General features: G+C 62.6%; 24 protein-coding genes. 6 read left to right on the top strand and 18 right to left on the bottom strand.

The features are described 5' to 3' along the window. Window positions 1-2 precede the first annotated feature (2 nt). The 6 genes from RIN56_04975 to RIN56_04950 all read left to right on the top strand — a co-directional run bounded on the left by RIN56_04975 (window position 3) and on the right by RIN56_04950 (window position 6437). A complete protein-coding gene (locus tag RIN56_04975; protein MDR7866149.1) occupies window positions 3-1997 on the top strand; it encodes a TRAP transporter permease in 1995 nt (664 codons plus the stop codon). A gap of 206 nt (window positions 1998-2203) precedes the next feature. Then, a complete protein-coding gene (locus tag RIN56_04970; protein ID MDR7866148.1) occupies window positions 2204-2854 on the top strand; it encodes a helix-turn-helix domain-containing protein in 651 nt (216 codons plus the stop codon). 59 nt (window positions 2855-2913) lie between these two features. Next, the gene (locus RIN56_04965) at window positions 2914-3585 is read left to right on the top strand and encodes a nucleoside recognition domain-containing protein (protein MDR7866147.1); all 672 of its coding nucleotides are present in this window, start codon (window positions 2914-2916) and stop codon (window positions 3583-3585) included. Next, on the top strand, window positions 3578-4030 hold the full coding sequence (locus tag RIN56_04960) for a YjiG family protein (protein MDR7866146.1): 453 nt from the start codon (window positions 3578-3580) through the stop codon (window positions 4028-4030). The genes RIN56_04965 and RIN56_04960 overlap by 8 nt, the downstream gene beginning before the upstream one ends. Window positions 4031-4059: 29 nt before the next feature. Next, window positions 4060-5163 carry an amidohydrolase gene (locus tag RIN56_04955; protein MDR7866145.1) on the top strand — a complete coding sequence of 368 codons (1104 nt, stop codon included), beginning with the start codon at window positions 4060-4062 and terminating at the stop codon, window positions 5161-5163. A gap of 155 nt (window positions 5164-5318) precedes the next feature. Then, window positions 5319-6437, top strand: a complete 1119-nt coding sequence (locus RIN56_04950; protein MDR7866144.1) for a GGDEF domain-containing protein — start codon at window positions 5319-5321, stop codon at window positions 6435-6437. 77 nt (window positions 6438-6514) lie between these two features. On the opposite strand, the gene RIN56_04945 is transcribed toward RIN56_04950, so the two are convergent. The 18 genes from RIN56_04945 to RIN56_04860 all read right to left on the bottom strand — a co-directional run bounded on the left by RIN56_04945 (window position 6515) and on the right by RIN56_04860 (window position 22637). Beyond that, the gene (locus tag RIN56_04945; protein ID MDR7866143.1) at window positions 6515-7165 is read right to left on the bottom strand and encodes a dienelactone hydrolase family protein; all 651 of its coding nucleotides are present in this window, start codon (window positions 7163-7165) and stop codon (window positions 6515-6517) included. Continuing rightward, window positions 7162-8007 (bottom strand): PHP domain-containing protein, encoded by an 846-nt coding sequence (locus RIN56_04940; GenBank protein ID MDR7866142.1) that lies wholly within the window; start codon window positions 8005-8007, stop codon window positions 7162-7164. Before RIN56_04940 ends, RIN56_04945 begins: the two co-directional genes overlap by 4 nt. Before the next feature lie 33 nt (window positions 8008-8040). Continuing rightward, complete coding sequence (locus RIN56_04935) at window positions 8041-8448, bottom strand: DUF2000 domain-containing protein (protein MDR7866141.1); 408 nt, start codon at window positions 8446-8448, stop codon at window positions 8041-8043. A 73-nt stretch (window positions 8449-8521) separates the two neighbouring features. Then, on the bottom strand, window positions 8522-9325 hold the full coding sequence (locus tag RIN56_04930) for an AraC family transcriptional regulator (protein MDR7866140.1): 804 nt from the start codon (window positions 9323-9325) through the stop codon (window positions 8522-8524). 212 nt (window positions 9326-9537) lie between these two features. Then, window positions 9538-10584 (bottom strand): L-threonylcarbamoyladenylate synthase, encoded by a 1047-nt coding sequence (locus tag RIN56_04925; protein MDR7866139.1) that lies wholly within the window; start codon window positions 10582-10584, stop codon window positions 9538-9540. Next, a complete protein-coding gene (gene prmC, locus RIN56_04920) occupies window positions 10584-11447 on the bottom strand; it encodes a peptide chain release factor N(5)-glutamine methyltransferase (protein MDR7866138.1) in 864 nt (287 codons plus the stop codon). The genes RIN56_04925 and prmC overlap by 1 nt, the downstream gene beginning before the upstream one ends. Window positions 11448-11450: 3 nt before the next feature. Next, window positions 11451-12518, bottom strand: coding sequence for a peptide chain release factor 1 (gene prfA, locus RIN56_04915; GenBank protein MDR7866137.1), 1068 nt, complete (start codon window positions 12516-12518; stop codon window positions 11451-11453). Next, on the bottom strand, window positions 12511-13389 hold the full coding sequence (locus tag RIN56_04910) for a DUF1385 domain-containing protein (GenBank protein ID MDR7866136.1): 879 nt from the start codon (window positions 13387-13389) through the stop codon (window positions 12511-12513). The genes prfA and RIN56_04910 overlap by 8 nt, the downstream gene beginning before the upstream one ends. 269 nt (window positions 13390-13658) lie before the next feature. Further along, window positions 13659-13862 carry a 50S ribosomal protein L31 gene (gene rpmE, locus RIN56_04905; protein MDR7866135.1) on the bottom strand — a complete coding sequence of 68 codons (204 nt, stop codon included), beginning with the start codon at window positions 13860-13862 and terminating at the stop codon, window positions 13659-13661. Window positions 13863-13988: 126 nt separating this feature from the next. Further along, the gene (locus tag RIN56_04900) at window positions 13989-15233 is read right to left on the bottom strand and encodes a radical SAM protein (protein MDR7866134.1); all 1245 of its coding nucleotides are present in this window, start codon (window positions 15231-15233) and stop codon (window positions 13989-13991) included. Between the two features lie 24 nt (window positions 15234-15257). Then, entirely contained in the window at window positions 15258-15815 is a 558-nt protein-coding gene (pth, locus tag RIN56_04895; protein ID MDR7866133.1) for an aminoacyl-tRNA hydrolase, read from the bottom strand. Window position 15816: 1 nt separating this feature from the next. Beyond that, window positions 15817-16632, bottom strand: coding sequence for a polysaccharide deacetylase family protein (locus tag RIN56_04890; protein ID MDR7866132.1), 816 nt, complete (start codon window positions 16630-16632; stop codon window positions 15817-15819). Further along, the gene (locus RIN56_04885) at window positions 16625-17269 is read right to left on the bottom strand and encodes a GNAT family N-acetyltransferase (GenBank protein ID MDR7866131.1); all 645 of its coding nucleotides are present in this window, start codon (window positions 17267-17269) and stop codon (window positions 16625-16627) included. Before RIN56_04885 ends, RIN56_04890 begins: the two co-directional genes overlap by 8 nt. Before the next feature lie 6 nt (window positions 17270-17275). Then, a complete protein-coding gene (locus RIN56_04880; protein ID MDR7866130.1) occupies window positions 17276-18229 on the bottom strand; it encodes a ribose-phosphate pyrophosphokinase in 954 nt (317 codons plus the stop codon). Window positions 18230-18244: 15 nt separating this feature from the next. Then, a complete protein-coding gene (gene glmU, locus RIN56_04875; GenBank protein MDR7866129.1) occupies window positions 18245-19612 on the bottom strand; it encodes a bifunctional UDP-N-acetylglucosamine diphosphorylase/glucosamine-1-phosphate N-acetyltransferase GlmU in 1368 nt (455 codons plus the stop codon). Between the two features lie 57 nt (window positions 19613-19669). After that, window positions 19670-20887, bottom strand: a complete 1218-nt coding sequence (gene ilvA / locus RIN56_04870; protein MDR7866128.1) for a threonine ammonia-lyase — start codon at window positions 20885-20887, stop codon at window positions 19670-19672. Between the two features lie 26 nt (window positions 20888-20913). Beyond that, a complete protein-coding gene (gene purR / locus RIN56_04865) occupies window positions 20914-21723 on the bottom strand; it encodes a pur operon repressor (protein ID MDR7866127.1) in 810 nt (269 codons plus the stop codon). Window positions 21724-21878: 155 nt separating this feature from the next. Continuing rightward, the gene (locus RIN56_04860; protein ID MDR7866126.1) at window positions 21879-22637 is read right to left on the bottom strand and encodes a nucleotidyltransferase family protein; all 759 of its coding nucleotides are present in this window, start codon (window positions 22635-22637) and stop codon (window positions 21879-21881) included. Window positions 22638-22660: the final 23 nt, after the last annotated feature.

The raw sequence follows: 22660 nt of genomic DNA, 5'->3' as shown, positions 1-22660 counted from the left end.
CGTTGGAGCAAGATAAGAAACCGGTAATCGACAAAAAACAGATTGAAGCGTTTATCAACGAAGAACCGTCGGAAGCCACCGAACAGGTATTGCGGAAATACGAGGCCGAAGCCAGGTTCCGCAAGTTCACCGGCAGCCTCGCCAAGATCGTCGCCATCATCGCCATCGCCATGTCCTTGTTCCATCTTTATACCGCCGGCCTCGGCGTGCTTGAAGCCATCAAACAGCGCAGCATCCACCTCACCTTCGTGCTCGTCCTGGTCTTCCTGCTCTATCCGGCGAACAAAAAGAGCCCGAAAAACAAGGTGACAGCCTTTGACGTCATGCTGGCAGCACTGTCAATATTTGTGGGCGTGTATCTCATCACCATCTACGACGATCTGGCCAACGCCGGCGGCGTTTACACCCGCATGGACATCTGGGTCGGCGCCCTCCTGTGCCTGCTGGTGCTCGAAGCGGCCCGCAGGGCGACCGGCAAGGAACTGCCGATAATGGCGCTGCTGTTCGTCGCCTACGCCCTGTTCGGCGACTGGATCCCCGGCCAGTTCGGCCACCGCGGCTACAGCGTCGACCGCATCATCGAGCATATGTTCCTTACAACCGAAGGCATATACGGTGTCGCTCTGGGTGTCTCGTCCACCTATATCTTCCTGTTCATCCTCTTCGGGGCCTTCCTGTCCGAAACCGGCATGGCCAAATTCTTCAACGCCCTGGCGATGGCCGCTGCCGGCAGCTCGCCGGGCGGCCCGGCCAAAGTGGCCATCTTTGCCAGCGGCCTCTTGGGCACCATCAACGGCAGCGCCGTCGCCAACGTCGCCACCACCGGCGCCTTCACCATCCCGCTGATGAAAAGTATCGGTTACCGGCCTCACTTCGCCGGCGCCGTCGAAGCCGTGGCATCCACGGGCGGCCAGATCATGCCGCCCGTTATGGGCGCAGCCGCCTTCATCATGGTTGAATTTCTCGGCATGACCTACACCCAGATCATGTTGTCCGCTATTTTCCCTGCTTTCTTGTACTACTTGGCCTGCTGGACAATGATCCACCTTGAGGCCCGCAAACTTGGCCTGCAAGGACTGCCCAAGGACCAACTCCCCAAAGCCGGCGAGGTCATGCGCAAATCCGGCCACCTCACCCTCCCCGTCATTGCCATCGTCGCCCTCCTCCTTTACGGCCTTACGCCGCTCTACGCCGCCTTTTTCACCATCCTCATCACCGTGGCCGTCAGCTATATCAAAAAAGACACCGCCATCGGCGTTGCCGGCATCCTCAAGGCCCTTGAAGGCGGTGCCCGTTCGGCCGTCGGCGTGGCCATGGCCTGCGCCGTCGTCGGCTTTGTTGTCGGTGTTAGTTCGCTCACCAGCCTCGGTCTCACCTTCGGCGCCAACATCATCGACCTGTCCGGCAACAACCTGATGCTGATGCTGGTGCTGACAGCCATCACCGCCCTCATCCTCGGCATGGGGCTGCCCACCACCGCCTGCTACATCGTTGCCGCCACCATCGCCGCGCCGGCGCTGATCAAAATTGGCGTGCTGCCGCTGGTCGCCCACTTCTTCGTCTTCTACTTCGCCTGCCTTTCCAACCTCACTCCGCCAGTCTGCCTGGCCGCTTTCACTGCCGCCGGCATCGCCGGCGCCAGCCCCTACAAGGTCGGCTGGACTTCTTCCCGCCTAGGCGTGGCCGGCTTCCTCGTACCCTTCCTAGCCGTCTATTCGCCCATGCTGCTCTTCCAGGGCAACTACAGCATGGTGTCGCTGATCGAAGCCATCATAACCGCCACTGTCGGCATCATCGCCCTCAGCGCCGCCTTGGAGAACTGGCTGCTGCGCAAGTGTACAATTATCGAGCGGTTTATTCTCTTCTGCGGGGCCCTGGGACTCATCATCCCCGGCTTCTGGACCGACATCCTCGGCCTCGGTGGCGTCGCCGCCGTCTATCTCTGGCAGAAACGTTCTCCTGCCAAATCGCCGGCGGTCGGCGCCGCTGATAACTGAACAAGCAACATTGAAAAAGCCCGATTTACCGGGCTTTTTCTTTTATCGTCATCATCCCATCCAAAGGAACATTAATCAAAATATTGTTGTAATATAAATATTTTTATATAATATATTTGACTACAAATGAAAATGTTGTTATATTTGGAATAGTCAGGAAATAATTATCGCATTACCATTACTTAAGAAGAAGGGAGGCGCCTGAAATGACGTCGCAGGTCGGGTTCGAAGATTTTTACGCCGTTTTCCACGGACTAATAGCCATGCTGGGTCCCGACTATTGCGTCGTGTTGTACTCAGCGGCTGGCGAACAACAGGAACAAGTACTTGCCGTTGGCAACGGCCGGCTGGCCGGCCTCGCCATCGGCAACCGCCCCATCCCCGCCGACCGGGCTGCTATCGACGAAATCCTCCGTAACGGCCCAGGCTATGTGGCCAATTATTTTTCCTGTTCCGCTGCCGGCCGCCGCCTGCGCTCCTGTCTGATGCGGCTCGGCGCCGACGAAAAACCCACCGGTTACCTCGCCATCCATTACGACCTTGCCCAGGCGGAGATTCTCAAAAATATGGCTACCCTGTTAACCGAAGGCAAGCCTGCCGCCGATTTTACAGCCGTCGAACAAAAATCGCGGCTCGACGACCTCATCGGCGAAGGACTCCGGCGGGCCCGCCAGTACCTTGGCAAACCCCTCGCTTACGCCAGCAAGCTTGAGAAGATCCAGTTGGTCGAAAGGTTGGATCAAGAAGGCTTTTTCCTGCTGAAAGGCTCTATCGAAGCCCTCGCGCAAGAAATGGGCAATACCAAGTACACGGTCTATTCCTATCTACGGGAAAACCGCATCCGCGTCGCCGACTGACTCTGCCGGAAAGTTCGGCGCCTTGCTTGCGAGAAATCTTTAAACCGGGAGGGATAACAATGTCCACAGAGCCCAAAAAAGACTCTTCCATAGTTGAAGAATTTAAAGTTCCCTGGTACGGTTATGTGGCCCTGCTGTTCGCGATCATCTTCTTCTCAGGCCTATTCGCAAAATCCAAGGGCTGGATCGCCGTTTTCGACTTCAACACCATCAACGGCACGTACGGCGTGATGAAGGACGCCGCCAAAGCCACTTTCCAGGGGCAGGGAGGCACCGGAGCCCGCGACGGCTTCCTGTTCGCCCTGGGGCTTGTCCCGGCCGTAATGCTGGCCCTGGGCGTCGTCGAAGTCGTCGACCATCTTGGCGGCCTGAAAGCCGGTCAGAAGCTTCTCACCCCCATCCTGCGGCCGCTTTTGGGCATCCCCGGCATTGCCGGCCTCGCCCTCGTAACCAGCCTGCAAAGCACCGACGCCGGCGCCGGTATGACCAAGATGCTGCGCGAGACCGATGCCATCACCGAGAAGGAGAAAACCGTCTTTTGCGCCTTCCAGTTCTCGGCCGGCGGCACGATCACCAACTACCTCTCCAGCGGAGCCGCCCTCTTCTCCTTCCTTACCGTCCCCATAATAATACCGCTGGCGGTAATCGTCGTCATGAAGTTTTTCGGCGCCAATGTCATGCGTCTCTACCTTAACAGGGTAGAAAATAAGGGGGAAGCGGAGAATGAATAAGAAAACGCTTGCCGACGTCTTCGTCGAAGGGGCCCGCAAAGGCTGGAACCTCGGCGTGGCCAATATCCTCCCCAACGTCCTCATGGCCTTTGTACTCATCCAGATGCTCAAGGTGACAGGCGTGCTGACGCTGATGGGCACGTTTTTCGGGCCGGTCATGGGCGTCTTCGGTCTACCGGGCGAAGCCATAACCGTCCTGATGGGCGCCTGGCTTTCGATGGGCGGCGGCGTAGGCGTGGCCGCCTCGCTCTACTCGGCTAAGGTCCTGAACATGACCCACGTCACCATCGTGCTGCCCGCCATCATCCTTATGGGCGCCCAGATCCAGTATATGGGCCGCCTGCTTGGCACCGCCGGGGTGCAAACCCGCTACTATCCCATGCTGTTCGGCATCTCGATAATGAACGCCCTCATCGCCATGCTTATAATGCGGTTCTTCGCGTAACCGCGGTCAGTTAAAAGGAGGCAACAGCCATGATCGACATCGACAGACGCGTGAGGGAAATCTACGAAACCCTCCACGCCATCCCCGAGGTAGGCTTCAGCGAACACAAAACCGCGGCCTTCCTGGCCGACGGTCTCAGAAAGGCCGGCTACTCCGTGAGGACGGGCATCGGCGGTACCGGCGTCATCGGCGAACTGACCGGCGACGGCCCGGTCGTAGGTCTGCGCGCCGACATGGACGCCCTGGTCCACACGGTGGACGGGGTGGAAAAATGCATCCACTCCTGCGGTCACGACGCTCACTCGGCCATGGTTCTGACCGCCGCCGAAGCGTTGGCCGCGAGCCGGCCCGCCAAAGGAAGGATTAAGATCGTTTTCCAGCCTGCGGAGGAAAAATTGGACGGCGCGGTGTCCATGATCGAATCCGGCGCGCTCAACGACCTGAACTATCTCCTCGGCATCCATCTGCGGCCCGTTCAGGAGGCCAAAGCCGGCCAGGCGACCCCGGCCCTCTACCACGGGGCGTCTTACATCGCCGAAGCCGTCGTCACCGGCGCACCCGCCCATGGCGCCCGCCCCCACCTCGGAGTCAACGCCATTGACGCCGCAGCCGCTGCGGTGGGAGCGGTCAACGCCATCCACCTCAACCCGGTGGAACCCTGGTCGGTAAAAACCACCAAATTCCAGGCCGGAGGCCCAACCCTCAACGCTATCCCCGACAAAGCCGAGCTGGCCTTCGACCTGCGGGCGCAGAAAAACGCCGTCATGGACGAACTGCTGGCGAAACTGCCCAAGGCGGTGGAGAACGCCGCCGCCGCCGTCGGCGCCACCGCCGCGGTGGCGGTAAAAGGCGGCGTCCCCGCCGCCGAATATGACCAAGGCCTCGTAGCGGTTGCCCGCGATGCGATCGCCGCCGTCCTCGGACCCGCCGGCCTCCTCGAGCCGATAGTCACTCCCGGAGGCGAAGACTTCCACTACTTTGTCAAAAAAATCCCCGGTCTCAAACCGGCGTACGTCGGCCTCGGCTGCAATCTCACTCCCGGCCTGCACCATCCGGCCATGACCTTCGACGTTGCCGCCCTGCCCGCCGGTGTCCGCATCATGCTGGCAATGGTCAAACGGATACTGGCCTGAGCCGACCCAGAGCACATAGAAAACTCCGGGCCCCTTCTGCCCGGAGTTTTCTATGGTTGCGGGGGCTGGGAGTACAAACAAATAAGCCGCCAACAAAGAGGACTATCAAGCCTCCCTAGCGAAAATTGTAAGACTTTATCCTCCGGGAGAACATCATGCGCTTACTGACGCCCCAGCCCGAAGCCGCCCACGAACTTGATTCCAGTTATCGCGAGCATTACCTGGCGAAAGATGCCCGCCAGACCATCATCGCCATTGCCGTCTGGATGCTTCCCGTCCTGCCTTTTTCCTATGGCGACTACATCATCTTCGGCGCCAGCACACAGTTTGCGGCTCTCCTGGCGCTGAGGCTGATTTTTTGCGCATTCTCCGTCTACACCATTCGCGCTCTGGCGAAGGTCGCCACGGCCCGCGATTATGACACCATTTTTCTCCGCTGGGCCGTCTTCGGCATCGTTGTAGTGACATATTTCAATTATATCTGGGCTCAGCATATACCCCCCAACGGCGCCCTCACCATCCTGGTCATCTTCAGCTCTTATATGGTCTTCCCCGTCAGACTGGCCGTCCGGCTCGCCCCGCCCCTGATCCTGTCCGCGGCCAACTTCTGCCTGCAGTGGTTGATCGTCGAACCGATCAGCCCGCAAGCCCTGTTCGCCTTGCTGGCGACGCTGATCACGGCTAACATCCTCGGCATCGTTTTCTCAACGTGGCTACAAAATTACCGCCTCGTCGAATTCAAGGCGCGTCAGGAGGAAAACAAGGTCAAGGAAGAACTGAGCCGGCTGGCCGCCACCGATGACCTTACCGGCGCTCTCAACCGGCGGAAAATCATGGAACTCGCCACGTGGGAATATGAGCGGTTTCTGCGCGAGCGACGTCCGTTGTCGGTCGTAATGATCGATGTCGACCGCTTCAAGAAGCTGAACGATACTTACGGGCACGAAGCCGGAGACCTCATCCTGACAAGCTTCACCGCCTATGTCGCCAAGAGCCTTCGCCGTGAAGACATCTGGGGACGGCTGGGCGGCGACGAATTCGTCCTCATTCTGCCCGATACGCCCGTCGAGCAGGCGGCAGCCGTCGCCGAGCGCCTATGCCTTGATCTCAGCGAACCCGTCCTCTGGCAGGGGCAGGAACTCTCCTTCACCATCAGTTGCGGCGTCACCGCCGGCCAGGAAAAGGACCGGTCCATCGACCACGTGTTCACCAGGGCGGACAAGGCCCTCTACAGCGCCAAGCGCAAGGGCCGCAACCGGGTGGAAACGATGTAGGCCGTCCGCGGCACCGGCGCCCGGTTAAACGCACACAGCCTGACTCCGTAGAGTCAGGCTGTTCTTCTTGTCTGCAGTTATAGATTTGCGGATATGCCTTCGTCCCGGAGGAACGCCGCCGCCATGGCATCAGCCGCCTGCGCGGCCGCAGCCTCGAAGCGGGGCGACCGGCGGTCGGCGAAGCCGTGCCGGCCCGGCAGGGCGCTGACGGTCACCCCGTCCTTGGCCGCCAGCATTGCCGCCAGGGCAGGGACCGAAAAAGCTTCCTCGCGGTGAGGGAATAAGAGCAGCACCGGACAGGCCGGCGTGAGGTCGGGAAAGTCGCGGATACGCGACCCGTAGTAGCCGACCGCGCCGGCGAACCCGTCCCGGCCGCTCAGCAGCCAGGCCACCGTCGCCCCGGCGCTGTACCCCACCAGAAATATCCTACGGTGGCCGCCGGCTATCCGCCCGGCGAGCGCAGTCGCCTCCCCGGCAGCCGCGGCGAAGCCCACCTTCATATAGTGCTCATATGCCGCCGCCTCCTGGTCGTAGCCGTACACCGTCCCGAGGAGATCGGGGCAGTAGACGGCCAGGCCCTGGGCCGCCAGCCAGGCGGCCGCGTCGCACATATGGCCGTTGACTCCGTAAATCTCGTGCAACAGGATAACCGCATCCTCTGCTCCGCTGCCTATTTGGTAGACGCCGTCCGTCTTTTCCCAAGCAACAGGTCCAAGACCGCCGCTCATTCGGCCCCCCGGACAACCGCCAGCTCGCCCAGACGCAACTGCCTGAGGCGGATCTCCGGCACCCCCAGGCGGCGGGCCGGAACAAAGCCGCCGTGACAGTCCGAGCCGCCGGTAATCAGCAGATTGTGGCGATCGCACCATTCGACCGCCCGCCGGGTGGTGGCTGCGTCGTGGCAGAGATGGAAGCACTCCACTCCCTCGATGGCTTCGGCGGCGAACATATCGAGCGTCTCTTCAATAGCCGGGCCATGGAAATCGCTGCCGGGATGGGCCAGCACCGGCACGCCGCCCGCCTCCTTGATGGCGGCAATGGCCTCCGCCGGGTGCGGGAAGTCGGGAAAAACGATACCCCGCTTGGCGTTGAACAGCTCGGCAAAAAAGTCCCCAACCCCGGTGCACAGGCCCTTGTCGATGAGATAACTCAGCGACTTCCAGCCGCCCCGTCCGGGGTCGTGATCATAGGCGCAGAACTCGCCGTAGTCGACGGGGAACCCGGCGGCGACAAGCTTCCTGATGCTCTCGTGGTCGACCTCCTCCATCAATGCGGTGTTTGCGGCAAGGATGCTCAGCAGCGCCGCGCCCTCCGGGTCGATTCCGTAGCCGAGAATATGGAAAAGATGGCCCCCCAGCGTCACCGATATCTCTACCCCCGGCAGAAACCCCAGCCCCGCCTCCGCGGCCAGCTTGCCGGTCAAGGCGACGCTTGCCGCCGTGTCGTGGTCGGTGACGGCAAACAGGCCGACGCCGGCCGCGCGCACCGCCGCGATCGTCTCGGCCGGCGTCCACGTCCCGTCCGAGGCGATGGTGTGGATATGCAGATCAACCCTGATGCTGTCGTCCATCCGTCATAGTCTCCGTTCCCGAGGCGTATTCTGTCATCTCAGCAGTCCGATATTGCCGGTCAAACTGTTGACCTTTTTTTGCGGGCCGTAAAGACAGATGCCCAGATAAGCGAGCTCGTCGCCGCCCGCGTTGGCCAGCACGCTCCCGTAGTCGCCGTAATCGAGCGACCGCTGGGCGATATTGTTGAAGTCCACCGTCGCCACGGCGGCGAACTCTTCGTCGTACAGCCGGGCACGGAGGGCTCTGATCTGTTCCTTCGTCCCCCCGAGGATGGGGATGTTCCGGGTCGTTATTCCCCGGTGGACATTGCCGTCGGCATCGCGCAGGTCGTCGCCCACCAGGCCGTCGACCATTCTGCCCAGGCTTGCCCCGAGCACCGCAGCCGTGTTGGCGATCAGGCCCACCGGCAGTTCCTTGTCGATAATCATCACAACTTTCATACATTCGCCTCCCGCCATTTCCCTCCATGATAGCGGTGTCCGGCGCAGGCGTATTGTAAAAAGTTGTCCACTGCTACGAATGGGCCTTCTGATATACCTCTGGCGTCACGCCTACATGGCTGCGGAAGGTCTTGGTGAAATGGCTCTGGTCGTAAAAGCCGGCATCCTGGGCGACCGCCGCCAGGTCCCGTCGCCGGCGGAGCTCCTTCTCGGCGAAGTTGACCCGCAGCATCGTCTGGTACACGTGGGGCGGCACGCCGTATTCCTTTTTGAACAGCTTTACGATGTAGTATTTGCTCAGGCCGGATACCGCCTCCAGCGCCGCCAGCGTGACCCGGTCGAGGAAGCGGGCCTGGAGGTACTCCCGCACCTGCCGCAGCCCGGCGCGCTCCCCGCCGCCTCCGTCCGGCCGGCGGCTCTTGGCGCCTGTGCCGCAAAGGGCTGCGAACAGCTCCAGCACACTGCTCTCCTTGGCCAGCGGCGAAGCGGCGCCCATAAGGCAGTCGGCCGTTTTGGCCATCAGCGCCTCGTACGTCCGGCCGTGCAAACACCGCACCTCTTGCCGCCAGGCCGGGGGCCGCTCGCCGGGCAAGACGCCTTGTAGCCACTCCGGGGAAACAAACAGCATCTTAAACTGCCAGCGGGCCCTGTCGCGGGGGTTGCAGGCATGAAAAACGCCGGGCGGAATAAGTACGAGGCTGTCGGGGAGGATCTCGACCTGCCGGCCCTCGTGCCAAAATCTGCTGGCCCCCTTCTCCACCAGCCCCACGGAAAAATCCTCGTGATAATGCTTTTTGTACGACAGATGGTCCGTGCTGCCAGCCTTCAGCTCGAAAAACGGCACATCGGCGTCGCGGTAATAAGTGATTCCTGACATAGGCCTCTCCCCAAACATTGGTTTACCGGAAGCGGTCTAGATGGCTCCAGATGCGAGGCGTACCGAAATAGCGCGCCGCGACGCGTACTTGGCTGCGTACGCTAGCAAGCGCTCTGAGGAACAAGTGCGCAAGTTCTTGGCGCTTTAGCGCCTAGAACTGCGGCATGCCCCTTGCGGGTACGAAGCAGGTGGACCTTATAGGCCGCTTCCCCTTAACAGTGCACAATCCGATACCCTGCGGCCTTACGCAGCCGGTTCATCACCGCCAGCCCCAGCCCCGTCTCGGCCACGCCCTCGGCGAGGATGACATCCACCGGCTCGGCGTCGAACAGTCTGAGCGCGCTGTACAGCCCGGCGGCCGCAGCGTCCAGGTCGCCCCGCACCCCGTAAACAGCCGTCACCGCCGTAGCCGGCAGCAGCTGTGCCGTCTCCGCCGACACGACCGCCCCGATCCGTTTGCCGGTCGCCGTCTGGCGCTCCGCCTCGCCGGCGATGGCGGCCGAAACTGCCGCGGCTTCGCCTTCGTAAAGGGTCATCGGCGCCGTCGGCGCATAGTGGGTATACTTCATCCCCGGCGCCCGCGGCGCAAGATCGTCGCCGCCCAGAGCAGGGTCGACCTCGACCTCGCCCAGCGTCTCGATCAGCATCTCCAGCGTCACGCCTCCCGGTCTGAGCAACGTCGGCACCGGGGTGGTGCAGTCCACCACCGTCGATTCCACGCCGATGCCGCACGGGCCGGCGTCGATGACCAGCTCGATGCGGCCGGCCAGGTCGGCCAGCACGTCACCGGCGGTCGTCGGACTGGGCCGCCCCGAAGTGTTGGCGCTGGGCGCCGCCACCGGCACACCTGCCAGGCGGATGAGTTCCCGCGCCACCGTCGAGTCCGGCAGGCGGACCGCCACGGTATCGAGCCCGCCCGTAACGGCGTCTGGCACCAGGCGGGTTCTCGCCAGCACCACCGTCAGCGGTCCCGGCCAGAACTTCGCCATCAGGGCGGCGGCGTTGGCCGGCACCCGCGCAGCCAGCTTGTTTACCTCGTGCAAGTCTGCTATATGTAAGATAAGCGGGTTGTCCGCCGGCCGTCCCTTGGCGGCAAAAATCCTCGCCACCGCCCGCGGATCGAGGCCGTTGGCCCCCAGCCCGTAGACCGTCTCGGTCGGGAAGGCCACGAGCCCGCCCTGGCGGAGTACGGCCGCCGCTTGGTTGAGAATGCGGAAATCCGGTTTATCCCTGTCGACAACATAGTGTCTGGTGTCCATCACTGCCTCCGTTCCAGCACGACCACCCGCTCGACGCCGGCGTAATCCTTGATTATCTCCGCTGCCGCCAGACCCGTGGCCCCGGTCGCCAGCGCGGCCACCTGCCGCGCCTGCCCGGCCCCCACCTCGACGGCCAGGAAGCCCCCCGGCCTTAAAAGCGCCGCAGAGCCGGCTGTAAGGCGGCGGTAAAAATCCAACCCATCGGCGCCACCGGCCAGAGCGCCCCGCGGCTCGTAACCCAGCTCGGGCTCCAGGGCAGCCATATCCTTGGCCGATATATAGGGGGGGTTGCTGACAATCGCGTCGAAGGCCCGTCCCGCCGCCGGGGTCAAAAGATCGCCGCGGCAAAGCTCCAGGCGGTCGGCTACACCCATTTTAGCAGCGTTACCGGCCGCGACTTCCAGCGCCTCGGCGGAGATATCGGTCGCCACGCCGCTCGCCGCCGTCAGCTTGCAGAGCAGGCTGACGATAATCGCCCCGCTGCCGGTGCCTACATCCAGCACCAACGGGCTGTCCATATCCTGCAGGCGGCTCAGCGTCGCCTCCACCAGTACCTCGGTGTCAGGGCGCGGGATGAGCACCGCCGGCGTTACCGTGAACGGCAGGCCGAAGAACTCCCTGCGTCCGGTAATGTAGGCCACTGGCACCCGCATGGCGCGCTTTTTCACCGCCTCGCGGAAAGCGGCCAGCTCTGCCGGCTCCAGCGGCTGCTCGAAGTTCACGTACAGGTACATCCGGTCCTTGCCCAGAACGTGGGAAAGCAGTACTTCGGCGTCAAGGCGCGGACTGGCCACGCCCTTGTCGGCAAAGTACTGCTTGGTCCATGTTAAAATCGAGCCTATTGTCCACATCGGTTCGCCCATCGTTCAATCGACCCGTTTCAGACGCTCGCTCTGGTCGGCGGTGATTAGGGCGTCGACCAGTTCGTCGAGATCGCCGTTCAAAATAAAATCGAGTTTATGAAGCGTAAGGCCGATGCGGTGATCGGTCACCCGCCCCTGGGGGAAGTTGTAGGTGCGGATCCGTTCGCTGCGATCCCCCGTACCCACCTGGCTCTTGCGCGTCTCGGCCACTTCGGCCCGCTGCGATTCCTGGGCAAGCTCGAGCAGCTTGGCCCGAAGCACCCGCATCGCTTTGTCGCGGTTTTTGAGCTGGGACTTCTCGTCCTGGCACTGCACCACGACGCCGGAGGGCAGGTGGGTAATCCGCACCGCCGACTCCGTCTTGTTGACATGCTGGCCGCCGGCGCCGCTGGCGCAATAGGTGTCGATGCGCAGGTCGTTCTGGTTGACTTCGACGTCGACATCCTCCGCCTCGGGAAGCACAGCCACCGTCACCGTCGAGGTGTGGATGCGGCCGCTGGCCTCGGTGTCGGGCACCCGCTGCACGCGGTGCACGCCGCTCTCGAATTTGAAACGCGAATACGCGCCGTCGCCCGAAACGGCAAAAACGACTTCCTTGAAGCCGCCAAGATCGGTAGGGTTGGCGTCCAACACCTCGGTCTTCCAGCCCCGCCCTTCGGCGTAGCGGCTGTACATGCGGAACAGGTCGCCGGCGAACAGCGCCGCCTCGTCGCCTCCCGCCCCGCCGCGGATCTCGATGATGACATTCTTGTCGTCGTTGGGGTCGCGGGGCAGCAGCATGACCCGCAGCTCCTCGGCCAGCTTCTCCGCTTTGCCGGTCAGCTCGGCCAACTCAAGTTCCACCATTTCGCGGAAATCGTCGTCGAGCTTGTCTTTGAGCATCATCCGGGCGTCGCCGGCCCCTTTGAGGGCCTCCTTATACTCGCGAAATCTGGTCACGAGCGCGGTCAGCTTGGCGTGGGCCTTGGTATGCTTCTGCCACGTGGCCATGTCGGCCATCACGGCCGGGTCGCTGATCAGCTGTTCGAGTTCGTCGTATCTATCTTCGATCGCCTGCAGTTTATCAAGCATTCGCTTTCACCTCGCCGTCGGGCTTTACCGCCTCGAGGGCGCAGATCGCCACCTCGATCATATCGTCGCTCGGCTCACGGGTCGTAAGCTTCTGCAGCCACAGCCCCGGGGTTATCGCCACCGCCACCCAGCGTTTATCGCTGCGGCCGGCGTAGCGGATTATCTCGTAACCTATGCCGGCGATGAGCGGCAGCAGCGCCACGCGCGACGCGATACGCAGCCACAGGTCGGGCCAGCCGAGGAACGCAAACACGAGTACGCTCACCAGCATTACGATGAGCAGGAAGTTGGTCCCGCAGCGGGGATGAAGCGTGCTGAAAGGGCGCACGTGTTCGACGTCGAGGGGCACCCCGGCCTCGTAAGCATGGATGGCCTTATGCTCGGCGCCGTGATACATGAACACCCGCCTGATATCCTTCATCACTGAGATTGCCACAACATAGGCGAAAAAAATCACCAGCCGCAACACTCCCTCAAACAGATTGAGGACCATCGGGTCGTCAGCAAGGGTATGAATGAACTTGGCGGCCCAGGTAGGGATAATGACGAACAGCACCACCGCCAGGACGAAAGCGAACGCCATCGTCAGGAGGAGCTCCTTCGTCGTCAGCTGTTCCTCCTCCTCGCCGGAAGCCTGGGCGGAGAAAGACAGCGCCTTGAGACCGTACACCAGCGCTTCGGCCAGGGCGACCACGCCGCGCAGCATCGGTTTCTTCAGAATCGGATATCGCTCGGTAATCGAAACAAGCGGCTCCTTCTTGATCGTGATGTTGCCGGAGGGCTCCCGCACCGCCGTAGCGATGTGTCCCGGCCCGCGCATCATCACGCCCTCGATAACCGCCTGCCCGCCGATATTCGTCTTGGCTTGCACGGTTTTTCTCCTCTCTGAAGTAAACAGCTTATATTTCTGTAACTAGGCCGCCTAAAGCAAAACGGCCGCTATAAGGCCGTTCAGAAGTGCCCAGATGCACGTTCTGATTACCCCGGCCTTATCAGCGTTCAACGCTGTAGGCGTTAAATCTCACGTTGCAATGTGCGAGGCGCACCGGAGCAAGCGCTCCAAGGAGCAACAACGCAGATGGGTGCTTCTGGGCGGCCGAATTTGAAAAGAAGGCAGAGCATATTCCGCTCTGCCCCATCTTAGCCTTCTTGTCCGTAACGCTTGTTGAACTTCTCGATGCGTCCACGGGCGGCCAGAGAACGCTGCTGACCGGTGAAGAACGGGTGGCACTTGGAGCACACGTCAACTTTCAGTTCCTTTTTCACGGAGCCGGTGTTGAAGGTGTTGCCGCAGGCGCAAACCACGGTGGATTCGCCGTATTTGGGGTGGATCTTCTCTTTCATGTATCTTGCACCTCACTTTACTACAGTCGTTGTCACGCTAAATTATTATAGCACAACCGCCCCGGTGGCGCAAATCTTTCCTGAAAAATGTCCCGCCGAAGGCTGACGCCGCTATAATCAATACCTCTAGCGCTTTTCCCCGCCGATATATCTGCTGAAGCTGCCGATCCGCACCGCCGGGAACCGCACCGCCAGCCGTACGAGGAACTTCTTCACTCCCATGGGCTCGCCGCCCTGGGACGGCAGCACGGGCCACACCGCCTCCGGATCAATGTTGAGGTTGCGGAGCTGGATCATGTCGATTCCGGTCGCGGCCACGAACTCCTCCCAGGCCGCGGCCTCCTCCGGCCGGTCGTTGAAGCCGGGCAGCAGCAGCATGTTGAGAGAAACGTGCACCCCGCGGGCCTTGGCAGCCGCTATCGAGGCGCGCACATCGTCCAGCGTGTAGCCGCTGCGGTAGTAGGCCTTGTGCCCCTCGGGCCTGGCGCTGATAACGCTGACCCGCATGCTGTCGAGGCCGGCGGCGGCGATCTTTTCTATGCCGGCCGTGAAGCCGGCGTTGGTGTTGATGTTCACCATCCCCCGCGCTGTCTTCGCCCGCATGGCCTTAACGGCGGCAGCGATCGTGCCCGCCTCCAGCGACGGCTCGCCCTCGCACCCCTGGCCGAAGCTGACGATTGCCTCCGGCGCTTTGGCAAGGTGATATACACCCACCGCCGTCACCTCGTCCACTTCCGGCACGAAGCCGATGCGGCTCTGCGGCGCCGGGCAGCACTCCGCCGGCTGGCGGGATATGCAGCCCAGGCAGTCGGCGTTGCAGGCCGGGGACACTGGGATGCCCGCCTCCCAGCGGCGGTAGAAGAGGTTTTGGGCGGTGCAGCAGTGCCATTCCAGCGAACAGCGGGCCAGATGCTCCACCAGGCGGTTGCCCGGCAGTTCCCGCCTCACCGCGTCGATGCGGCCGGCAAGATCGGCGGTGTTGAAGCGGCGAGGGTCCCATTTGGCGTTGTCGTCGCTTTTCACCGCGGCCGCGTAAAAACGGCCCCGCCGCATGGCCACCGCCGTATAGCCGTAAAGCGGCAGCGGCGGGGCGCCATCCCCGGCTAGGTAGGCCGGCAGGTGGGTGCGGGTGTAGCCGGCCGGCAGCATTGCCGCCACCGCCGCCAACGGGGCGGCGATCGGCCCGATTGCGCCGTCGCGGGCGGCCAGCGCGCTGCGTCCGGGCAAAAACATCAGGTCGGCCCCCGGCGGCAAGGGGATAAGGTCGTCGTCGGCCAGCACCGTGTCGTGCCGCCCGCTGCGGCCAACCGCGGCGTACCCCGGCGCGTCGTAGATGTTACCCTTCTCATCGGCGTATACTGCTGAAAACATAATGTTCTCCCTAACCCGGAAACCCTACTTGTTGTATTCGGTAGCCGCCTTGGCCAGGCCGTCCTTGAGCACCGCCTCGACCGCGGCCGCCGCCCGTTTCACGGTGTCCGCCATCAGCGGCTGCTCCTCAGCCGAGAAACGCCCCAGCACGTAATCGGCCGTCTCCATGTATTCCGGTGGACGGCCGACGCCGATGCGAACGCGCGCAAAGGTGTCCTTACCCAGATGGGCCAGCAGTGACTCGATGCCGCGATGGCCGCCGGCGCCGCCGGCAGGGCGCAGCCGCAGCCGGCCAGGCGGCAGGTCGATATCATCGTAGACCACGACGATATCGGCCGCGTCCAGCTTGTGCCAGCGGACAAGGGCCGACACCGCCTGACCGCTCAGATTCATGTACGTCTGCGGCTTCACCAGCAGGACGGTCTCTTCGCCGCGGTGCTCGGCGACAAGGGCGCCGAATTTCTCGCGCCAGTTCGCCGCGCCCCAGCGCGCAGCCAGCTCGTCCACCGCCATGAAGCCCACGTTGTGGCGGGTGGCGCTATACTCCCGCCCGGGGTTGCCCAGGCCGACAACGATTTTCACGTCATTCCTCCGTCTTGAGAATCTCGTCCACGGTAACGAATTTAAAACCCCGCGTCTTCAGGTCGCGAATGATCTGCCGCGCCGCCTCTACCGTCTGGGCGCGGGGGGCCGTCGCCGCCACGCCGTCGCCGTCGTGGAGGAGAATGACCGCGCCGCTCTTCACCTTGTCGAGCGTCCGCTGGGCGATTGTCGCCACGCCGGGGTTAGTCCAGTCGCGGCTCAGCACCGACCACTCGACCACCTTGAGACCGCGCTCGGCCATCACCTCCAGAACCACCGCGTCGCGGAAGCCGTGAGGGGGGCGGACAACTTTGGCCGGAGCGCCGGTTATCGCCGCGATCGCCCTGCTGGTGCGGTCGACCTCGTCGGCGATTGTCGCCCGGTCGGCCTTTAAGAGGTCGACATGGTTATAGGTATGGTTGCCGACCTGATGCCCCTCGGCGACCATGCGCCGCATCAGATCGGGGTATTTTTCAGCGTTCCTGCCGATAACGAAAAAGGTGGCCGGCACCCCTTCCTCGCGGAGGATGTCGAGCACCTGGCCGGTGTAAGGCGGGTACGGTCCGTCGTCGAAGGTCAGGGCGACGATCTTCTGGCTTGTCTTGACCTCGGAAAATGTAGGGCCGTAGAAGCGGTTGCCCGGCAGCACGGCGTGAAGGGTAAAGACGAAGCCGGCGATAATGCCGAGCATGGCCAGCCACAGGCCCAGCCGGGCCGGCCGCCGCAGCAGGCGCAGGTAGTCGAGCACCAGGCTTATCAGCACAACCACCGTCAGCACCGCCAGGATGCTGATGAGGGGCATCTTTATGTCAAACATCGCCCTGCTCCATCTCTTTCATCATTATCAGCCACGGACCCTGGGAATCATATGTAACCCCCGCGGCCACGAAGCCGCAGTCCTCGTAAACCTTTATCGCCGGCGCGTTATCAGGGCGCACCTCCAGGCGCACCCTTGCCGTATTGCGGGAGCGGAAGTAAACGAGCGCAGCCGCCATCATCGCCCGCGCCAGACCCCGGCCGCGCCAGGACGGCGCCACCGCGATCGACAGGATGCGGGCCGAGGCCGCCTTGGCCGGCGCCGCCGCCGAGCGCAGAAAGGCCAGCTTGTTGAGCACGATCACCTGCACCGGGTAGAAGCCGAAGCCATACTGTCCGGTCAGCCACCGCCACGCCCATTTGAAAAGATGGCCGCCCGTCACCGCCCGCAGCCACAGACGCGGCAGCGCGGTAGGGGCAAAGCAGTAGCCTACGACCGCGCCGCTCTCGGTGCGGGCCACCAGCGCCGCGTCCGGTTCGGCCTCGTACACCAGGGCGAACACGTCCTCCATCGCCTGCGGCGCGGGCAGCCGGCCGCAGTGATGCAGGACGCTCTCGCGGAAACTCTCGGTAAACAGCGCGGCGATGGCCGGAACGTCGGCGACGTGCGCGCGCCCGACAATGAAGCCCCCGTCCATCGTATATCAGTCGTCGAAAAGTTTGCTTACCGACAAATCGCCGAAAATGCGGATAATGGCCTCGCCGAAGATCGGCGCCACCGACAGGACCTTGATCTTATCGACGCACTTTTCCTCCGGTACCGGAATGGTGTTGGTGACGATCAGCTCCTTGATGTTGGAGTTCGCCACCCGCTCCACCGCCGGCGGGCTGAGCACCGCGTGGGTGCAGCAGGCGTAGACCTCTCTCGCCCCGTAATTCGTCAGCGCCTTGGCGCCCTCGGTCAGCGACCCGGCCGTGTCGACGATGTCGTCAACAACGACCGCAGTCTTACCGTTGACACTGCCGATAAGGTTCATGACCTCGGCCACGCCCGGCGCCGGCCGCCGTTTCTCGATGATCGCGATCGGGCAGTGGAGCCGGTCGGCCAGCTGTCTGGCCCGTGTCACTCCGCCGAGATCGGGCGAGACGACCACCAAATCCTCAAGGCCCTTGGAAACGAAGTAGTCGGCCAGGATGGGCACCCCGAGCAGGTGGTCCACCGGGATGTCGAAAAAGCCCTGGATCTGCCCGGCGTGAAGGTCCATGGTAACAACCCTGGTTACGCCTGTTGTGGTGAGGAGATTGGCGACGAGCTTGGCGGAAATCGGCTCGCGGCCCCTCGTCTTGCGGTCCTGGCGGGCATAGCCGTAATAGGGTATGACCGCCGTGATGTTGGCGGCCGAGGCCCTTTTCACGGCGTCGACCATGAACAGCAGTTCCATAATGGTATCGTTCACCGGTTCGCAAGTGGGCTGGACGATAAAAACGTCCGCGCCGCGCACGCTTTCCTCGATCATGACCTGAGTCTCGCCGTTGTTGAAGCGGCCGACGAAGGCATCCCCCAGCGCCAGCCCGAGATAAGCCGCGATCTCCTCCGCCAGATGACGGTTCGAGTTACCGGAAAAGATCCGCAGCCGTTTGCCGTTATCCAATACCATTTCTACTCCCCCAAATCAGCCTTTATGCTTTTTTACCCAGCCCTCGATATTGGCCTGGCGCGCACGCGCCACGCCCAGGGCCTCGGGCGGAACATCCTTCGTGATTGTCGAGCCGGCGCCGACATATGCGCCGCTGCCGACGGTAACCGGCGCCACCAGGTTGGTGTTGCAGCCGATAAAGGCGTTGTCCTCGATAACCGTGCGGTATTTTTTCCGGCCGTCATAGTTGACGGTAATCGTCCCGGAGCCGATGTTGACCCCCGCGCCCATATCGGTGTCGCCGATATAGCTGAGATGGGGCACCTTGCTGCCCAGACCGACCTTGCTGTTTTTGATCTCCACGAAGTTGCCGACCTTCACGCCGTCAGCCAGCACGGTCGCCGGCCGCAGATGGACGTAAGGCCCGACATTCGCGCCGCTGCCGACCTCGCACTCGTGGGCGTACGAAAAGTGGATGGTGGCGTTGTCGCCCACCACCGTATCGGCCAGCCTGGTGTTCGGGCCGACGGCGCAGCCGCTGCCGATACGGGTCGCCCCCTCCAGCCAGGTGAAGGGATAGATTACAGTATCGGCGCCGACGGTTACGGTGGCGTCGATGAAGGTCGAGTCGGGATCCATTATCGTCACCCCACCCGCCAGCAGCTCTTCCAGCTTGCGGCGACGGAGAATCTTCTCCGCCTCGGCCAGTTGCAGGCGGGAATTGATGCCAAGCGTCTCGCGGTCGTCGCCGGCCGTGAGCGCCCACACCTTTGCCCACTGGGCCACGAAGATGCCGATAACGTCAGTGAGGTAGTATTCTCCCTGGTTGTTGTCGCAGGTCAAACCGTCGAGAGCCGCCAGCAGCGGCTGGCACTCGAAGCAGTATATCCCTGTGTTGATCTCGTTCACCGCCAACTCTTCCGGGCTGGCGTCCTTCTGTTCCACGATCCGGGCAACCTGACCCGCCCTGTCGCGGATCACCCGTCCGTAGCCGGCGGGGTCGGCCATCCTGGCCGTCAGTACGGTCGCAGCCGCGTTCGCTTCCCGGTGGGCGGCGTAAAGCCGGCCAAGGAGCTCGGCGGTCAGCAGCGGCGTATCGCCGCACAGCACCATCACCGTGCCGTTATATTCTCCGAGGGCCGCGCGAGCCTGCATCACGGCGTGGCCGGTACCCAGCTGTTCGGCCTGGACGACGAATTCGCTCGCCGCGCCGATCTCTTTCTCGACAGCGGCGGCGCCGAAGCCCACCACGGTGACGCTGCGGGCCGCCCCGGCCTGCTTCGCCGCCTCCAGGACATGGGCCAGCATCGGCTGCCCGCCTACCCGGTGAAGCACCTTCGGCAGGGCCGACTTCATTCGCGTCCCCTTGCCGGCGGCAAGAATCACCGCAACAAAATCTGCCATATAACTGCCTCCTTTGTCTCAAAGGAAGTAAAATTCGACACTTGTCGCGTTAATCCTCTATAAAACCTCGACGTTATATCCTTCCTTGCGAAGGGTCGAGAGAATTTCCTCGGTATGCATGGTGTCGCGGGTCTCCAGGCCGATCTCGACGATTGACTGGCCGATCGGCACATTGCGCTCCACCCGGTCGTGGTAAATATGGATAACGTTGGCCCTGAGCGCGGCAATCACCGACAACAGGCGGTGAAGCGCGCCGGGGCGGTCCACTACCATCGTGGAAATCTTCACCCGCCGGCCGGCCTTGACCAGACCGCGCTCGATGATGCGCGAAATCATGTTCACGTCGATATTCCCGCCCGAGATGACGCTCACGACCTTGCCCTGAGCGGGAACCTTGCCGTGGAGGAGCGCGGCGAGGCTGACCGCTCCCGCCCCCTCGACCATCAGCTTCGCCCTCTCCAAAAGCATCAGGATAGTGCTGGCGATGGCCTCGTCGTCAATGACGAATATATCGTCGACATACTTGTCGATAATGGCGAAAGTCAGGTCCCCCGGCACCTTGACCGCGATCCCGTCGGCCATCGTCACCGCATCGGGGACGGTCTTGAGAGCGTGGGAGCGTTTGGACATATACATCGCCGGCGCTCCTTGGGCCTGCACGCCGTAAACTTTAACGTGCGGCGCCGTCTCCTTTACCGCCAGCGCGATGCCGGCGACAAGCCCGCCGCCGCCCACCGGCACGACAATGCTGGAAACGTCCTCCAGGTCGCGGAGGATTTCCAGGCCCACCGTGCCTTGGCCGGCGATAACGGCATTGTCGTTGAAAGCGTGGATGAACGTCTGTCCGCAGGCCTGCTGCAACTCGAGCGCCCGCTCGTAGGCCTCGTCGTAAACCGTGCCGCTCAGCACCACCTCCGCCCCGTAGCCGCGGGTGGCGATGATTTTTGCCAGCGGCGCCACTTCGGGCATCACGATCGTGGCCTTCGTACCGGCGACGCAGGCCGCCGAAGCGACGCCCTGAGCATGGTTGCCGGCGGAGGCGGCGATCACCCCGCGGGCCCGCTCCTCCGCGCTCAGGGTGCGGATCTTATTGTACGCGCCGCGGATCTTAAACGACCCCGTCTTCTGCATATTTTCCAGTTTGAGATAAGCTTCGCAACCAGCCATCTCGCTGAACGTCCGGCTGCGGTCGAGCGGCGTGGCGTGAGCCACTCGCCCCATAGCCGCCAGGGCCTCCTGAATGTCCGCCAGCCTCACGCCAATCGATTTATCCATCGCTGTCCCCCCGTTCCCGGCCAGGGTCACAAGGCCGGTCGGATATCCGTTTTCTTATTATGCTCATCAACCCCGCGAAGGATGAGGAGCGGCAAGAAGCTGTCGACAAGCTTGTCCGCCGGTTCGGCGGTGGCCACAAGCACACCGATGCCGACAACCGAAGCCCCCACCTCCGTGGCCAGGTCGAGCATGCCGCAGGCCGTGCCGCCGGCCTTCATGAAATCGTCGATGATCAGCACCCTCGCGCCCGGCGGCACGGCCCTCTTGGGCAGCGACATCGTCTGGATGCGGCGCGAAGACCCGGTCACATAGTTAATGCTTACCGCCGTCCCCTCCGTCACCCGGCTGCCCCGCCTCACCGTCACCAGCGGCAGGTTGAACGCCCGGGCGGTCGCGAACGCCAGCGGGATACCTTTCGTCTCCACAGTCATGATATGGTCGGGAGCGGCGGCCGCGAACCGGGTCAGGAAAACCTCGCCAACCTGAGCCATCAGTTGGGGGGAGAAAAGAATGTCCGACATGTAAAGGAACCCGCCGGGGATTATCCGGTCGGGCGCCGACATCTTCTCCGCCAGGGTGGTCAGCAATCTGTGGGCGGCCTCGTCCGTCTTCAGCGGCACCAGCCTCACGCCGCCGGCCGCACCGGACACCGTTTCCAGCCGGCCGAGGTCGAAGCCTGCCAAAGCCTGCCTCACAGCCTCCAGGTCTTCCGAAAGCGTCGATTTGGCAACCCCAAACAGGGTGCTGAAATGATTCAGGGAAAACAGTTGGCCAGGATGATCGGCCAGCATCTTGGTCAAGGCGATCCTGCGCGCCTGCCGGTTAGTCTTGTCCATTAGCCCTCCGCAGCAGGGAAAAGCGAACGTTCCCCCGTCAAAAAACATTTTTATTCACTTTCTCCCGCCGGCGCGGCAATTCCTGCTGCTTGACCGAAAGAAGAGAAAAAGTCAAAAAGCGCGACCCAATATCGCGCTTTAAATAGCTGCCTTTTTTAACCCCGCAGGGAAAATGTCGCCCTCACAAGTTCGAGATCGCTCGGCTTGTCGACATCGATGCCCAGCTCGGCGAAAGGCGACTTGACGACAGCCCCCCGCACGCCGAGAAGCTCCGCCACCCGCTGCTGCACATCCGCCAGGCAAAGCACCCCCAGCAGAAAGCGGATCACGAACGACCAGCCCAGCATCCTGCACAGCACCAGCGGGTGCTTGCGCTCGGCGATAAACTTTTCCGCCACCAGGGCGCACTGCTCGACGATCCCCGGCCTGACCAGGAAAAGGTTGCCGCCGGTGAAAACGCCTTCGCGCAGGCGGACATAGGTGCGTTTGTTGCCCGGAAAGTTGAGTTCGTTTACCTCTTTGGGCACGATGGGATAATAGAGGTCGGCCTCCACCTTCCCGCACTGGGCGAGAAAATCGTTCACCGCCTCCGCGGTGAGGAGAGGGATATCGGCCGTCGCCACAAGCACGGAGCGGTCATGGCCGAGGGCGCGCATTCCGAGGCGGATAGTCTCGATGATTGTGGGTCCGTTCGCCACAAGCTGCGTCCCGGGAGGAAAATCGCAGTTCGCCAGTTCGGCCACCGGGCCGAGTACAAAGATGCGGTCTACCTGACGGGACCTGGCCAGCGCATCGGCGACAAAAGTCACCATCGGCTTTCCGGCGATGTCGATAAGTGCTTCGTAAGATTGCGGCGTATGCTGGCACATCTCTTTGCTGTTTTCACCACCCGCCAGTATTATGGCGTCGTACATCGAGGCGCTTCCCTCCCTGAATA

Source organism: Sporomusaceae bacterium (genome assembly GCA_031460455.1).
Taxonomy (GTDB): domain Bacteria; phylum Bacillota; class Negativicutes; order Sporomusales; family UBA7701; genus Anaeroselena.
This window is presented reverse-complemented; position numbering and strand designations above follow the sequence as displayed.